Raw genomic sequence first — 15824 nt, 5'->3', positions numbered from 1 at the left:
ATAGTTTTAATAACATAAGCAAACAAGGGTAAATGAAGAATTCTGTAAAAAAATGGTTGGTTTCACTTGGTCCCGGTATTGTTACTGCGGCCATAGTTTTTGGGCCCAGTAAAATTACGATCACCTCGAAAATGGGGGCGATGTATGGCTACAGTTTACTTTGGGTGGTCGTTGTTGCTATTTTCTTTATGATTGTCTTCACTTCTATTGGATCCAGGATTGGTATGGCCACTGACGATTCCATTTTGACTACTATTCGCAAAGAATATGGCAAATGGGTAGCTGGCTTAATGGGCGTTGGAATTTTTTTAGTCAGCACTTCTTTTCAGGCCGGGAACTCTATTGGTATCGGCATTTCGCTATCTGAAGCTACGGGGACTAAGCCTGCTCCATGGATTATTCTTTTTAATTTAATAAGTATAGCCTTGTTGTTTTTTCGCAATTTTTATCAGACCCTGGAGCGTCTAATGATCGCCATTGTTGCTTTGATGCTTTTTGCATTTTTGACGACCATGTTTTTGGTTAAACCAGACCTCTCGGGCATTTTTACTGGTTTTGTTCCTTCCTTTCCACATGGGTCGACGGGTTTAGTTATTGCTTTTTCAGCTTCTTGTTTTTCTATTGTCGGCGCTTTTTATCAGGCTTATCTGATGCAGGCAAGGAAGCGGGCCAATCCGGGCTCTGTTTTGGAAAATAGCAAGGGTTTTATAGGAATGATCATCCTTGGTATAATGAGTGCAGTGGTGATGATATGTGCAGCTGCTGTGCTCAATAAGCAGGGGATTCCAGTAAACAAGGCCTCTGATATGGCACTTGCATTGGAGCCACTTTTTGGCCATAATGCCTCATTGCTATTTCTGGTAGGTTTATTTGGGGCCTCTTTCTCTTCTCTGGTAGGTAATGCAACTATTGGTGGTTCTTTACTTTCTGATGGTTTTGGCTATGGCAGTCAGTTGGATTCGAAAGTGGTAAAGGGTTTTATCGCCTTGGTAATGATTATAGGTAGTATTGTTGCCGTAGGATATGAAAAACCACCACTAGAGCTGATCATTTTTGCACAAAGTATCACTATATTTTTAGTTCCTTTTATAGGCGTTGCGATGTACATGCTTTCGAATCAGCGCAGCTTGATGGGAGAGCATGTGAATAGTCCTTTTGCCAGGTATACAGGTTTTGCCGGACTTTTGGTACTGGTGACGCTGGCGATTTATAACTTTTTTGAACTGTTTTTGAAGTAACACATAAATACACACGATATGAGTAATTTAACCCTGTTAGAACAAGAGATATTAAAACCTTCATCGGCCTTGGTTGAAGATGTCAGCCGTATTAAAGGCGATATCCTATTATTAGGTGTTGCGGGTAAAATGGGACCTTCGATGGCTCGTTTGGCCCGGCAAGCCATTGATATTGCCGGAAGCGGTCAGCGCGTGATTGGCGTTTCCCGTTTTTCAGACCCTGCATCACGTGCAGCGCTTGAAGCATCAGGTGTGGAAACGATTGCTGCAGATTTGCTGAATGAAGCCGAGTTGGCTGCGCTTCCTGATGCAGCGAATGTGATTTATCTGGCGGGCCATAAGTTTGGTACGACCGGAAAAGAGGCTTTTACCTGGGCAATGAACGCTTATTTGCCGGGTCGGGTGGCAGAGAAATACCGCGACTCCAATATCGTTGCTTTTTCTTCTGGAAATGTACTGCCTTTTGTACCAGTTACATCGGGTGGCGTATCTGAAGAAACCAATCCAGAGCCAATAGGTGAGTACGCACAATCTTGCCTGGGTAGAGAAAGGATTTTTGAGTACTTTTCTCAGAAGAACAACACGCCAATGCTCATTTACAGATTAAACTATGCGGTTGATTTCCGTTATGGCGTATTGGTAGAGATCGCGAAATCAGTATTGAGTGGTAAAGCGATCGATCTGCGTACGGAAAATGTGAACGTCATCTGGCAAGGTGATGCAAATGAAGTTGCCATCCGTTCCTTGTTGCATTGTACAGCACCGGCAAAAATGCTAAACGTTACGGGGCCAGAAACATTGTCGACCAGATGGGTTGCAGAACAGTTTGGCGCCATCTTTAACAAACAGCCAAACTTTATTTATGAGAGTGCTGGTACGGCTTTGTTAAACAACGCATCCGAATGTCACCGTTTGTTTGGTTACCCTAAGGTTACTGTAAGAGAAATTATTGAGCTCACCGCAACCTGGATGCAGGAAGGTGGTGAAGCATTAAATAAACCAACACATTTTCAGGAAAGAACAGGTAAATTTTAAGTGATGTCTACAAAATTATTATCTCCCCAAAAGAAATTGATATTGCAGCAAGGAACAGTTATTCCTGCGCATCCGCTAGCGCTTAATGCAAGCCGTAAGTTAGATGAAGCTCATCAGCGACAGCTTACGCAGTACTACCTCGCTTCGGGAGCTGGTGGTGTTGCAGTAGGTGTACATAGCACTCAGTTTGCTATCCGAGATCCTGAGGTGAACTTGTATGAAAGCGTATTGGCGCTCGCAGCAGAAGAAGTAGCAAAGTCGGGAATTCAGGATCGCTTTATTAGCGTAGCCGGTATTTGTGGTGATACTGCTCAGGCGGTTCAGGAAGCTAAAATTGCCTTGAGTCATGGCTATGATATGGGCTTACTTAGTATGGGTGGCTTGCAAGATAAAACTGAGGCTGAGATCCTGGATCGCACCCGGGCTATCGCCGAGATCATGCCTGTATTTGGATTTTATCTGCAGCCTAGTGTGGGTGGACGGATTTTTTCTTATGATTTCTGGCTTCAGTTTGCGGATATAGAGAACGTTTTGGCCATTAAAGCGGCACCCTTCAACCGCTATCAGACTTTGGATATGGTCAGGGCCGTATGTCATTCTAAAAGGAATGAGGAGATTACGCTTTATACGGGTAACGACGATAATATTGTTGCGGATCTGCTGACCAAATATGAGTTTGAGATAGATGGACAGCAGGTTAGCAAAAGATTTGAAGGTGGTTTACTTGGACATTGGGCTGTATGGACTCAGGCAGCGGTAAGACTTTTTGAAGAGGTTAAAGCTTGTCGTAATGCAGGATATAAAGATGTGGCGGCCTTGTTGACAAAAGGTGTAGCGGTAACAGATATGAATGCTGCTATTTTTGATCCATCACATGCTTTTCATGGTTGTATCCCCGGCATCCACGAAGTATTAAGAAGGCAGGGTTTGCTTGAAGGGATTTGGTGTCTTGATCCTAATGAGAAGTTGTCTGCCGGCCAGGCAGAAGAGATCAGTAGGGTTTGTAAGGCTTATCCGGAACTTGTAGATGACGAATTTGTAAAGTCTTTCCTTACAAAAACAATAACTGCTTAGTAAGCTTATAAATCAGGAAAATATGATACGTTTTATCAGAATAATTGCTTTACTACCTTTGGTTGGCTTGTTTATGTATTGCAATTCTTCCAAATTGAATAATGTACCTGAACAGCAGTTTCGGATAGGGGCAAGTATAGTTGGGATACAGTCGGTAGCTACACATTTAAATGTGCCCTGGCAAATTGCATGGGGGCCGGATCAGCAGATCTGGTATACTGAGCAGTCGGGGACCATTAGTAAGGTCAATCCCGAGAATGGTAAAACTAAACGGTTATTGGTGGTTACTGATGTTTTTCGCGACCGTACTTCTGGCCTCTTAGGTATGACCTTGCATCCCGATATGCAAGCGCATCCTTATGTTTTTATAAATTATACAGGTTACTCAAAAGACAAGAATAGAGTGTCGAAAGTGGTACGCTACACTTATAATGCACTAAAAGATACGCTGTTTAATCCGGTAGTTTTTCTGGAATATCCGGCCTGGACTTCGCATTTCGGCTCCCGTATTGTGATTACCCCGGATGGAAAGGTGATGATTTCGACGGGAGATGGTGCGCAGGATGATAATGCACAAAATATCAAATCGCCTAATGGAAAGATCCTGCGTTACAATCTTGATGGCAGCATTCCAGCGGATAATCTATTTAAGGGGAGCCAGGTATGGGCATGGGGCTTGCGCAATCCACAAGGATTGGTATACGCAAATGGTAAGTTGTATTGTTCTGATCATGGTGATGCAATAGACGATGAACTGAACCTGATCCATAAAGGCGCAAATTACGGCTGGCCAGTTGTTGAAGGCTATGTGGATACCGATAAAGAAAAGCTTTTTGCCAAAGATTCTGTAATCACGGAGCCGCTAAAGGCATGGACACCAACCATAGCTCCGGCTGGATTGGCTTATTACAACTCCGATCAGATTCCTGAATTAAAAGGACAGCTTTTGCTGACCACCTTAAAAGGAAATAGCCTGCGTGCGTTAGCTTTAAATGCTGCCGGGACAGGTATTACTAAAGATGTCAATTACTTTGAAAAAGTTTATGGCAGGTTGCGCTCCGTATGTGTTTCGCAAGCGGGTGACATTTATATCGCGACTAGTAACCGTGATTGGAATCCCAATGCAGTGGCTGCAAAGAATGATGACCGGATCATCAGGATCTATCGTATGAAAGATACAAAAGCTGGCGCCGATGTGAAATCAGCGATTACTGTAGTTAAAAAGCCTGCTGATTTGAATAAAGGGGCGCTGCTCTTTACTAATTACTGCGCATCCTGTCATAAAGAGGATGGCAAGGGTATCAAAAATATATTTCCGCCATTGTATCAAGCGGCTATTGTTTCGGGACCTAAAGGTCCGCTGATTCATACCGTGTTGAATGGCCGGAAGCAAATGCCTAAGTTTTCTTTTATCGAAGATCAGGATTTGGCCGAGCTGCTCAGTTATGTCCGTAAGCAATTTGGAAAGGCAGATGCGGTATCTGTTGCAGATATACAAGCTCAAAAGAAATAAGATATATAATCATACATATATGAAACCTAGACAACCAGAAAACCAAAGCTCTCGAAGAGATTTTATTAAAAAAACGGCTATAGGACTGGCTGCATTTACGATCGTGCCCAGGCATGTGCTTGGGGGGACAGGGTTTATTGCGCCGAGTGATAAGCTGACGAAGGCTGTAATTGGTGTAGGTGGGATGGGTAGGAACCATTTCCCCTATGATGGGACGCAGGTGGTCGCGATTTGCGATGTAGACAAAAATCATCTTGAGCTGGGAAAATCCATGTTAGATAAAGGTGTTAAGACTTTTAGTGACTATCGTGAACTGATTAAACTACCTGAGGTAGATATTGTACATATAGCAACGCCGCCGCACTGGCATGGAATTATGGCTGTGGAAGCTGCAAATGCGGGTAAAGACATTTGGTGCGAAAAACCGATGACTCATAGTATAGGTGAGGGTAAGCGAGTTATGGAAGCGGTTCAGAAACATGGCAGCATGTTTAGGTTAAATACATGGTTTCGATTTAAAGATAATTTTTATGGAATGGGTACCACCGTAAAGCCCATTAAGAAGCTTGTTGAGAGCGGTTTGTTGGGTTGGCCTTTGAAGGTGACTGTTGGTAAACACACCGGCTACGACTGGAAATTTTATTGGGTAGGTAAAGATCATTTGGAGCCTCAGCCGGTACCACCAGAACTGGATTACGATTCCTGGCTTGGCCCAGCGCCGTATAAACCTTATAATGTTCATCGCGTACATCAGACCTTCCGCGGGTATTGGGACTACGATGGCGGTGGTTTAAGTGATATGGGACAACATTATATCGACCCAATCCAGTACTTTCTGGGTAAGGATGATACGAGTCCTGTTTCTGTAGAGATTGATGCCCCTCAGCAACACACAGATGCTGTTGGAACCTGGAGAAGGATAACCTATACCTATGCAGATGGTTGTCAGATTATATTGGATGGTGAAGGGAGGGATACCAATGTTCCTTATATAGAGGGACCTAAAGGGAAACTTTATCCTGGCTTTAAATCAGACATTCCGGATCTGGAAAGAAAGCTGGCAGCCTTCCCTGATCCTGTACCACAAATGACTGATTTTGTGGAATCTGTTAAGACCAGGCGCAAGTTTGCTTTAAATGAGGCAAATGGACATCGTTCTTGCACCATTGTTAACCTTGGCCTAGCTGCTTTGAGATTGGGTCGTTCGTTAAAGTTCGATCCGGTAAAGCAGGAATTTATTGATGATGAAGGCGCAAATCGGTTAATAAACCCTGTTATGCGCGCGCCCTTTTTTATTTAATTGAATCCTTCAGCTTAATATATTATACTCCTCATAATGAAAAAGATATTATTTATCCTGCTTGCTATAGCTATGCTGCAAAATGCAGCTTATGCACAGGAAAAAAAAGACGAAAGGACTGTGACTACCCGCATTGCCGATTTGATGGCGCAGATGCCCGCAAAAGATGCAGATCTGTTGAAGAACAATATGGTTGATATCGCCAATCTTGGCGAAGATGGTTATGTAACTTTGATCAGCGGGCTTAGTCCTGCCGGAAAAGGAAATAACGCTTTAATCGAATACGCCATAGGTGGCTTCTCTGCCTATGTAAGTCAGACTGGAAAGGAAGACTGGAGAAAAATGGCTGTAAATGCCTACTGTAAAGCCTTACAGAAGTTAAGCGATAAACAAAATAAATCATTTATCATCAGTCAGTTTGATCTGGTTGGTCGTGATGATGCTGTTTCTTGTTTACAAAGCCTTTTAACAGATGATGATCTGGCGGATCCAGCGGCAAGAGCCTTGGTGAAGATCAATACCTCTGCCTCAAAAACGGCCTTATTACATGCATTAGCACAGGCAAATGGCACAGCAAAGCTCTCTATAATTGGAGCACTTGGGGATAGCCGCTTTAAGGCAGCTGCAAAGCCTATTGAAGAGCTACTTGCAAACAGCAATGATCCTAAGCTAAGCAAAACGGCACTCTATGCCTTGGCTTATATCGCTGCACCTTCATCGGACGCTTTGTTTTCTGCAGCTGCAGAGAAAACTGGCTATCAGTATGAAAATACCAATGCCATGGAATCTTACTTGATCTATGCCGGTCAATTATTGAAAGCGGGCAATGCTACCATCGCAGAAAAAATTGCCAAACAAGTATTGCTGAAAACAGCAGCCGATAATCAAGTTAAAGTTCGCGCTGCTGCCTTGGCTGTCCTGGTTGAAGCCAGTCCTGGAAATAATCAACAAATCCTGCTTCAGGCCGCTGGGGATAAGCATACAGTGTATCGAATGGCTGCCCTTCAATTGGCTGCACCTTATATCACATCCGCCAATAGCACACTATGGGTTAAAAAATTAAGTGCTGTTGATGAGGATATCAAAGCAGATATTGTCCACATGCTGGGACAAACTACCGCAAAGAACACTTTACCTGCGATACTTCAACTCGCTAAAAGTAAGTATCGTAAATTGAAGCTCGAGGCTATCAATGCTGCAGTTAACCTTGGACAAGAGCAAGTTCTGGGAGATCTGCTCAAGCTCATGAATAAAGGGGATGACTCAGATATTTCATTGGTTTCCAGTGCAATTCATCGCATGGAAGGGACTGGGATTACAGCGCAAGTGGCTGCAGCTATCCCTGCCGCAGAACCTAAGGTGCAAATTGCTTTGATCAATATTTTAGCCTCGCGTGCTGCAAACCAACAAGTAAATGCGGTTTATGCCCAGCTAAAGAATAAAGATTCCGAAGTGCAGCAAGCCGCTTATACAGCTTTAAGTCAGATGGTTGTTAAAGATGATCTACCTCAATTGTTTAGTTTGCTTAACGAAAGTTCAGGAGCGAAAGAAACTGCTGTACAGCAAGCTATTATTGCTGCAGTGAGTGGATCTGGTGATCATACACCGCAAGTAAATGCGGTGCTGAAGCAAATGGGATCCGTTCCGGAAAGCAAGAAATTGCTTTTTTATAAAGTGCTAGCCAGTTTGGGTGGTGATGAAGCTTTAAAAGCGGTTACTGAGCGCTATTATGGAGGTAATTCGGAAACACAGCTTGCAGCGCTAGAAGCCTTGTCGGTATGGAATGATGATGCTGCGGCTCCTGAGCTTATTGAGATTGCGCGCGAAACCAAAAATGCTGCGTTCTTGAACACCGCGATTCAAGGATATCTTCGTCTCGCTATTAGGGGGGCTTATCCTGCAGAAGAACGTTTATTATTGCTACGTAATGCAATGGCTGTTGCGCAGAGCGATGAACAAAAACAACAAATACTAAAAGCTGCCGAGCAGGCCAAATGTTTGAACACCATTCTTTTTGCCGGTCAGTATTTAAATGACCCTGCATTACAACAGGCCGCAGCAAATGCTGTAATGATAGTTACCATGGCGGGCGAATACAGTGGAGATCTGGTTAAAGGTCTGCTCCAAAAAACTATAGCGGTTATTACCGGTCCGGATAGTGGATATCAAAAGGAGGGAATGAACAGATATATTTCTGAAATGAAAAGTGCTGAAGGATACGGTCGGGAAATTCCACGTGCAAAACCATTTGTGTTAAGTGCAGCAGAAAAAAAGGAAGGTTTTAAAGTCCTGTTTGACGGTACCAATATGCACAACTGGACAGGTAATACGGTAGATTATACGATTGAAGATGGCAATATTGCTATTCGTCCAAAACCAGGAAAAGGTTCTGGAGGTAATTTATATACTAAAGAAGAGTTCAGTGATTTTGTTTTCCGGTTTGAATTTCAATTGACACCTGGAGCAAACAACGGCTTAGGGATCAGGGCGCCTTTAGCGGGGGATGCGGCTTATGAAGGCATGGAGTTGCAGATCCTTGACAATGAGGCTCCGATCTATAAAGACCTTCATGTCTATCAGTATCACGGCTCCGTTTATGGCACTATACCAGCAAAAAGAGGTTTTTTAAAACCGGTAGGTGAATGGAATTATGAAGAAGTTGTTGCCATAGGTCCCAAAATTAAAGTGATCTTAAATGGTACGGTAATTCTGGATGCCGATATTACAGATGCAAGAAAGAACGGTGCTGCAGACGGAAAGAACCATCCGGGATTATTGCGTGAAACCGGTCATATTGGTTTTCTTGGTCATGGTTCCGAAGTACAGTTTAAAAACATTAGGATCAAAGACCTGAGCAAAAAGAAGTGATATTCCTATCGCTTTAGATAGAAAGGCTTTATGGTAATCCCCTCATAGAAATCAGTTCTTGAGGGGATTATTGTTTATAGAAACATTCCGCCTGATATTTCAATACGTTGAGCAGTAATCCATCTAGCATCTTCAGTGCACAAAAAGGCAACTACACCACCGATATCATCCGGCAGACCAACTCTGCCTAGCGCTGTTTGGGAAGCAATTGCGGTGTTGAGTTGTTCGTTGTCGCGCACCAAACCATTACCAAAATCAGTCTCGATGGCTCCAGGAGCTATGATATTGGATCTTATCCCTCTTGGTCCCAATTCTTTAGCTTGATATCTGGTTAAGGTTTCCATGGCGCCTTTCATTGCAGCATATGCAGCATAACCAGGTGTAGCGAAACGCGCTAAGCCCGAAGAAACATTGATAATTCCACTGCCATCATTTAGTAATGGTAAAGCTTTTTGTGTTAAAAAGAATGCGCCTTTAAAGTGAATATCAACCAGGTTGTCAAATTGATCCTCGGTAGTTTCAGCAAAAGATGCATGCACACCTATACCTGCATTGTTAATTAAGAAATCAAATTTATCCGTTTTGAAAACTGATTGAAGAACGGATTCAATTTCTGTAAAGAAAGAATCAAAGCTTTTGGTGTCAGCAACGTTTAGCTGTAAAGCTGCTGCATTGACACCTAGCTTTTTGATTTCTTCAACAGTATTTTCTGCTTCTTCTTTTTGCGATTGATAGGTTAAGATAATATTAATTCCTTTAGCTGCGATTTTTAGCGCTGCGTTTTTACCTAAGCCGCGACTACCGCCTGTTATTAGGGCAATTTTATTTTTTATTTCCATTGTCTTTTTATTGATAGACAAAGCTAGACGGAAAACGTTTTAAAAAATGGTGAGTGTTTAAGTATTATGCGCTGGCTTCTTCCTTACTACGCGACAAAGATTGGAAATAAGCTTCGCGATACTGTTTTGGTGTCTGCCCGGAAAAATGCTTAAAGAACTTGGTGAAGTTCGATGGATCATAGGTTAGCGTTCTGGCAATCTCCGAAATTGGGACATTCAACTGCTGTAGCATGGATTTTGAAATCTCTATCAAACGTTCTTCAAAGAAATAGCAGGGTGAATGCCCTGTAGCCGATTTGATTGTGTTGCTTAAATGGGTAGGGTGGACATGGATCAATTCTGCAAAATCTCTGACCTCAAACATCTCGCTAACTCTTCCAGATACGACATCATCGAGATGTTTATCTAATTCCTTCAAAAAATCAGCAGTGATTTCATGCTGTCGGGCTAGGAATTTTTGAGGAACTTTCATGTCTGCAACGATTGTTTGCACAAAGATAACACATTCACACATATGTGTCCAAAACAGTTATTCGATGAATTTGTTAGGGCTTCCCTCATGGAGTGCCGACCACAGGTGTCGCAATAGGCCCTGTTTAATGTCGCTTTCGCACAGCCTTGCTTTAGTCTATAAAGGCTAGCTTTACATAGCTTAAACAGTTTCATAAAACAAATCATCATGAAAAAATTAGAATTCAGCATTACAATTGATGCAAGTCCAGAAAGGGTTTGGGAGATCATTATAGGAAAAGATACTTATAGCCTATGGACAGCTCCATTCGCGGAGGGATCTACTGTGGAGACCGACTGGAAAAAAGGAAGCAAAGCTTTGTTTGGGGATGGAAAAGGAAACGGAATGGTCTCAAAAATTGTAGAGAGTATTCCGGGGAAGTTCCTTTCGATTAAACATCTGGGGGAATTAAAAAACGGTGTGGAAGATCCTACAACTTATCAAGGTGAGGAATGGGGCGAGGCATTGGAGAATTATACCCTAAAGGAAGTTGATGGTAAAACCCTTTGGATAGTCAATATGGATATGAACGAGAAGTACGCGCAATACATGGAAGACACCTGGCCACTGGCTTTGGCTAAAGTAAAGGAATTGGCTGAAAAGAGCTGATTTTAATGGATTTATAGAAAACTTAGTTTTTCCTCTTCCATATCCAGGTATCTCAAATGTTTTCTAATGATTTCTTCATTGAGCGTCTGTTCGTCATTGTTCTTTTGAAGCAGCCATTGCCTTTGTTGGTTTAGAATATCAATATAAACGAATTTACATTCTTCAGCCATAAATTCATCTTCTGTGATGGTTGCATTTTGCTCCCATTTACGAGCCATTTGCTGTAGTGCCGGCTGATTGTTTAACTGCTTGCTGTAATTGGTTTTTAAATGTGTTAAAGCGTGCTGAGCCAATTGTTTGCTGATCGTATGATAAACTTCCTCTTCAGATAAGGTTTCGTCTAAATTAGGGATTGGTATTTTCTTGATCAAATAAGGGAGGGTTAGTCCTTGAACCAATAAGGTCAACAGAATAACAATGAAGGTGATAAAAAGGATCAGGTTTCGCTGTGGAAATGCTGAACCATCTGGCAGCTGCAGTGGAATGGATAATGCGGCAGCAAGGGATACCACACCACGCATACCGGTCCAACCAATGATAAGGGGGACTTTGTAGCCAGGATTTCTTGTGTCTGCGACAGTAATGAAGTTGCGCGCAATCAATGTGACGAATACAGCGCCATAAGCCGATACGATTCGGCCAACGATCAATACGGCAGTAATTAAGACTCCGTAGCCAATTGCCGATGACAGGTTAACACCTTCTAGTCCTGCAGTGACTTCGGGAAGGACTAAGCCGATAAGCATAAATACCAATCCATTCAATACGAAGGAAATACTTTCCCAGACATTAACCCCATGTAGTCGCGAAACGCTAGTTAAAAAGAGATGTCTTTTGTTGGATAGCAATAATCCTCCACTTACTACTGCTAGCACACCAGAACTGTGCACTTCCTCGGCGGAGATGTACATCACGTATGGGGTTACAATCGTCAATATGATATCCATATTGGTGTCAGTTGGCAGATGTTTATGTGCTTTCATGAAGATCCAGCCAATCGCCAAACCAATACATATACCACCAATCAGCATCCAACTAAAGCTTAGGGCTGCTTCATACCAAACAAACTGACCAGTTGCTACCGCTATTAGCGCAAAACGGAAGATGATCAGCGAGGAAGCGTCGTTTAATAGGCTTTCTCCCTCTAATATTGATGATAGTCTTTTGGGAACTTTTACAAATTTTAATATTGCACCTGCACTTACAGCGTCTGGTGGCGATACAATGCCTCCCAATAAAAATCCCAATACCAATGAAAATCCGGGAATAAAATGATTGGCTACAAAAGCGACCGACATGGCTGTAAGAAATACTACGACAAAGGCAAAGCTGGTAATGATGCGGCGCCAGCGCCAAAGTTCTTTCCAGGAAATTCCCCATGCAGCTTCGTATAATAATGGGGGTAAAAAGATCAGAAAAATAAGATCTGGGTCGATATGCATAGCTGGTATCCCGGGAATAAAGCTAATCAGTAGACCTGCTATGACTAATAATACTGGATAGGCTACTTTTATTTTGTTCGCCAACATGATCAGCAATACGATAATTATAATCAAACTCAGGTAGAAGGGAAAGTTCTCTAGCATCCAGAAAAATTTATTTACTACAATTTAGTTTGATTTTTTTGGAACTGCAAGGGTAATTATCCTGGCTGATGGCTGTCAATTGAATGTGTAATGTAGCGGATTTCTGCTTTTAAAAGTTAATGGGCTGTAAGCTTGGCTATTAGGTTTAGAATTGTTGGATTTTGTTTTATGGTGTTTCAAAAATTTGTAAACTTTTTGTAATTATATAAAAGTTAAATAATTGAAAAACAATCATTTCTGTAATTTTTTTTGGAAACTCTAAATATTTTACACTTGTGTTAGCTTCTCAAATAAGTATCTTTGTGTTCTATTCTTTAATTAAAAAAACGCTATATATTATGAAAGCAGAAGCCCTGGAACAAGCCCAAATCACTTATACTTCTGATGAAGCCTATCGTAAATCTCTTGATTATTTTCAGGGCGATGATCTTGCTGCACGCGTATGGGTAAATAAGTATGCATTGAAGGATTCTGCAGGTGTCATTTATGAAGGTACGCCTGATGATATGCACCGTAGGATTGCCGCTGAGATAGCCCGTATAGAGGAAAGATATCCAAACCCTTTATCAGAAGTTGAAGTGTTTGAGTTGATCAGGAGTTTTAAATATATTATTCCTCAGGGTAGTCCCATGACTGGCATTGGCAATCCCTATCAAATCGCTTCACTTTCCAACTGTTTTGTGATCGGGAATGATGGTGATTCTGACTCTTATGGTGGGATTATGAAAATTGACCAGGAGCAGGTGCAGTTGATGAAACGACGTGGTGGAGTGGGCCATGACCTATCTCATATTCGTCCTAAAGGATCTCCTGTAAAGAATTCGGCATTAACCTCAACTGGTATCGTTCCTTTTATGGAACGCTATTCCAATTCTACGCGTGAAGTGGCACAAGATGGCAGACGAGGCGCCTTGATGCTTTCTGTAGCGATTAAACATCCAGATGCAGAAGATTTTATCGATGCCAAAATGGAGCAAGGTAAAGTGACAGGTGCAAATGTTTCTGTACGTATTGATGATGCGTTTATGAATGCAGTTGCCAATGGCGAATCTTATCAGCAACAATATCCGATAAACAGCAGTAATCCTGTTTATCAGAAAACGATAGATCCAACACAATTGTGGAATAAGATTGTACACAATGCATGGCGCTCTGCAGAGCCAGGTATTTTGTTTTGGGATACCATTATAAAAGAGTCTGTGCCTGATTGTTATGCCGACTTAGGTTATAAAACTGTTTCTACTAATCCTTGTGGCGAAATTCCACTATGTCCCTATGATTCTTGTCGTTTATTGGCTATCAACCTCTTCTCTTATGTAGAGCAGCCTTTTACCACTGAGGCCTATTTTAACTTTGATTTGTTTAAGAAACACATCCATGCAGCACAACGTATGATGGACGATATCATTGATCTGGAGTTGGAGAAGATAGATGCAATTCTGGAAAAGATTGCTGAAGATCCTGAAGGGGAAGAGATTAAGCGTACTGAGATGAATCTTTGGTTAAATATTCAAACCAAGGCTAAAGAAGGAAGAAGAACAGGTATTGGTATTACTGCTGAAGGTGATATGCTTGCTGCAATGGGCTTACGTTATGGTAGCGATGAAGGAACTGCTTTTGCGGTGGAGATCCACAAAATTATCGCTATTGAAGCTTACCGCTCTTCGGTGATTACTGCAAAGGAAAGAGGTGCTTTCACCATATTTGATGCAGACAGAGAAAAGAACAATCCATTTATACAGCGTTTAAAAACTGCAGATCCTGGATTGTACAATGACATGCTAGAGTACGGCAGACGTAATATTGCCTTATTGACCATCGCTCCAACTGGTACCACCAGCTTGATGTCGCAAACCAGCTCTGGAATTGAGCCTGTGTTTATGCCGGTATACAAAAGAAGAAGGAAAGTAAATCCGAACGACAAAGATGCGCGTGTGGACTTCGTAGATGAGGTTGGTGATTCATGGGAAGAGTATGTGGTTTTCCACCCTCGTTTTAAGCAATGGATGGAAGTGAATGGTCATGATCTTACCAAAAACTATGCGCAAAAGGAATTAGATAAACTTGTAGAGCTTTCGCCATATTATAAATCTACTTCAAATGACGTTGATTATTTGAAAAAGGTTAAGATGCAAGGAGAGATTCAAAAATGGATTGATCATTCTATCAGCGTAACGATCAATATGCCATCTGATGTAACTGAGGAATTGGTTGGTGCAGTTTACATGGAAGCCTGGAAGTCAGGTTGTAAAGGGGTAACTGTCTACAGAGATGGTTCACGTTCTGGGGTGCTTATTTCTAATGAGACGCCTAAAGCTGAAGAAGCGGCCACAGAAGCTCAACAGCTGTTTACAACAACAAGGCCTGCAGTTTTGGAAGCTGATGTTGTTCGTTTTCAGAACAGTAAGGATAAGTGGATTGCATTTATCGGCTTAATGGATGGAAAACCTTATGAGATTTTCACTGGTTTTGTGGATGATGAAGACGGTATTTTATTACCTAGATGGGTAAATGATGGCGTAATCATCAAAAGTCGTGAAGCAGACGGCAGCTCGAGATATGACTTCCAATACAAGAACAAACGTGGTCATAAGACAACGATTGAAGGGCTGTCTTACAAGTTTAATCCTGAGTATTGGAATTATGCGAAGTTGATCTCAAGTACCTTAAGACATAGCATGCCGATTGAAAAAGTTGTAGATCTGATCAACAGCTTGCAGCTGGATGAAGCGATAAATACCTGGAAGAACGGGGTGGCTCGTGCATTAAAACGCTATGTTCCTGATGGTACCGCAGCAAATAAGCAACAGTGTCAGAACTGTAATTCTACGAATTTGCATTACCAGGAGGGTTGTTTGACGTGTAAGGATTGCGGGTCGTCAAAATGTGGCTAAGCGCTGGACATAAATTCCTCAATAGAACAAAAAAGTAGCCGTCTCATAAGTCAATTATGAGACGGTTTTTTTATTGTGTTATTTTTTGAGTTATTAGCTACTTTTTTCAGATCAAAGCTACAAGTTTTGGTTGAACGTTGATTTGTGTATGCATCTATGTTCCCCGGTGTACTTTAGCATTAAACAACGATACAAAAAGCTTTACGCTTTCCATTTTTTTAAGTTGTGAGCGATGGAAAGCAACCCGACTTCTACTTCAGCCTTGCTTATCCCTTTCAATAAAAACCGTTTGAAGCCACGATTAGCTTTGATATGTGCAAATACGGGTTCTACATCGACGGGGCGTTGTTTACGATA

12 protein-coding genes are annotated in these 15824 nt (G+C 42.0%); 8 read left to right on the top strand and 4 right to left on the bottom strand.

Annotation, left to right across the window (positions count from 1 at the left end):
• Positions 1 to 32 precede the first annotated feature (32 nt).
• The 6 genes from BLS35_RS04365 to BLS35_RS04340 are packed head-to-tail and all read left to right on the top strand — an operon-like array spanning position 33 to position 9028.
• Entirely contained in the window at positions 33 to 1238 is a 1206-nt protein-coding gene (locus BLS35_RS04365; RefSeq protein ID WP_090778196.1) for an Nramp family divalent metal transporter, read from the top strand.
• An 18-nt stretch (positions 1239 to 1256) separates the two neighbouring features.
• Positions 1257 to 2273 (top strand): NAD-dependent epimerase/dehydratase family protein, encoded by a 1017-nt coding sequence (locus BLS35_RS04360; protein WP_090778195.1) that lies wholly within the window; start codon positions 1257 to 1259, stop codon positions 2271 to 2273.
• Between the two features lie 3 nt (positions 2274 to 2276).
• On the top strand, positions 2277 to 3347 hold the full coding sequence (locus tag BLS35_RS04355; protein WP_090778194.1) for a dihydrodipicolinate synthase family protein: 1071 nt from the start codon (positions 2277 to 2279) through the stop codon (positions 3345 to 3347).
• A gap of 22 nt (positions 3348 to 3369) precedes the next feature.
• A complete protein-coding gene (locus BLS35_RS04350; RefSeq protein ID WP_207909082.1) occupies positions 3370 to 4860 on the top strand; it encodes a PQQ-dependent sugar dehydrogenase in 1491 nt (496 codons plus the stop codon).
• A 19-nt stretch (positions 4861 to 4879) separates the two neighbouring features.
• A complete protein-coding gene (locus BLS35_RS04345; RefSeq protein ID WP_090778951.1) occupies positions 4880 to 6160 on the top strand; it encodes a Gfo/Idh/MocA family oxidoreductase in 1281 nt (426 codons plus the stop codon).
• A 36-nt stretch (positions 6161 to 6196) separates the two neighbouring features.
• Positions 6197 to 9028, top strand: a complete 2832-nt coding sequence (locus BLS35_RS04340) for a DUF1080 domain-containing protein (protein ID WP_254778669.1) — start codon at positions 6197 to 6199, stop codon at positions 9026 to 9028.
• A 74-nt stretch (positions 9029 to 9102) separates the two neighbouring features.
• Here BLS35_RS04340 and BLS35_RS04335 read toward each other — a convergent pair whose 3' ends face one another.
• Both BLS35_RS04335 and BLS35_RS04330 read right to left on the bottom strand, forming a co-directional pair.
• Complete coding sequence (locus tag BLS35_RS04335; protein WP_090778190.1) at positions 9103 to 9867, bottom strand: SDR family NAD(P)-dependent oxidoreductase; 765 nt, start codon at positions 9865 to 9867, stop codon at positions 9103 to 9105.
• Between the two features lie 64 nt (positions 9868 to 9931).
• Positions 9932 to 10339 (bottom strand): helix-turn-helix domain-containing protein, encoded by a 408-nt coding sequence (locus tag BLS35_RS04330; RefSeq protein WP_090778188.1) that lies wholly within the window; start codon positions 10337 to 10339, stop codon positions 9932 to 9934.
• Between the two features lie 207 nt (positions 10340 to 10546).
• Here BLS35_RS04330 and BLS35_RS04325 point away from each other — a divergent pair, with 207 nt between their 5' ends.
• A complete protein-coding gene (locus BLS35_RS04325; protein WP_090778186.1) occupies positions 10547 to 10987 on the top strand; it encodes an SRPBCC family protein in 441 nt (146 codons plus the stop codon).
• An 11-nt stretch (positions 10988 to 10998) separates the two neighbouring features.
• Here BLS35_RS04325 and BLS35_RS04320 read toward each other — a convergent pair whose 3' ends face one another.
• Complete coding sequence (locus tag BLS35_RS04320; protein ID WP_090778184.1) at positions 10999 to 12573, bottom strand: Na+/H+ antiporter; 1575 nt, start codon at positions 12571 to 12573, stop codon at positions 10999 to 11001.
• Between the two features lie 338 nt (positions 12574 to 12911).
• Here BLS35_RS04320 and BLS35_RS04315 point away from each other — a divergent pair, with 338 nt between their 5' ends.
• On the top strand, positions 12912 to 15467 hold the full coding sequence (locus BLS35_RS04315) for an adenosylcobalamin-dependent ribonucleoside-diphosphate reductase (protein ID WP_090778182.1): 2556 nt from the start codon (positions 12912 to 12914) through the stop codon (positions 15465 to 15467).
• Between the two features lie 201 nt (positions 15468 to 15668).
• On the opposite strand, the gene BLS35_RS04310 is transcribed toward BLS35_RS04315, so the two are convergent.
• Positions 15669 to 15824, bottom strand: a 156-nt coding sequence (locus BLS35_RS04310; RefSeq protein WP_175459569.1) for a transposase, incomplete at its 5' end; no start/stop codon positions are given.

Origin of the sequence: Pedobacter sp. ok626, from assembly GCF_900100435.1 — a bacterium.
In the GTDB taxonomy this organism is placed as follows: Bacteria; Bacteroidota; Bacteroidia; order Sphingobacteriales; family Sphingobacteriaceae; genus Pedobacter.
The sequence above is the reverse complement of the archived record's forward strand: the minus strand, read 5'-3'. Positions and strand labels throughout refer to the sequence as shown.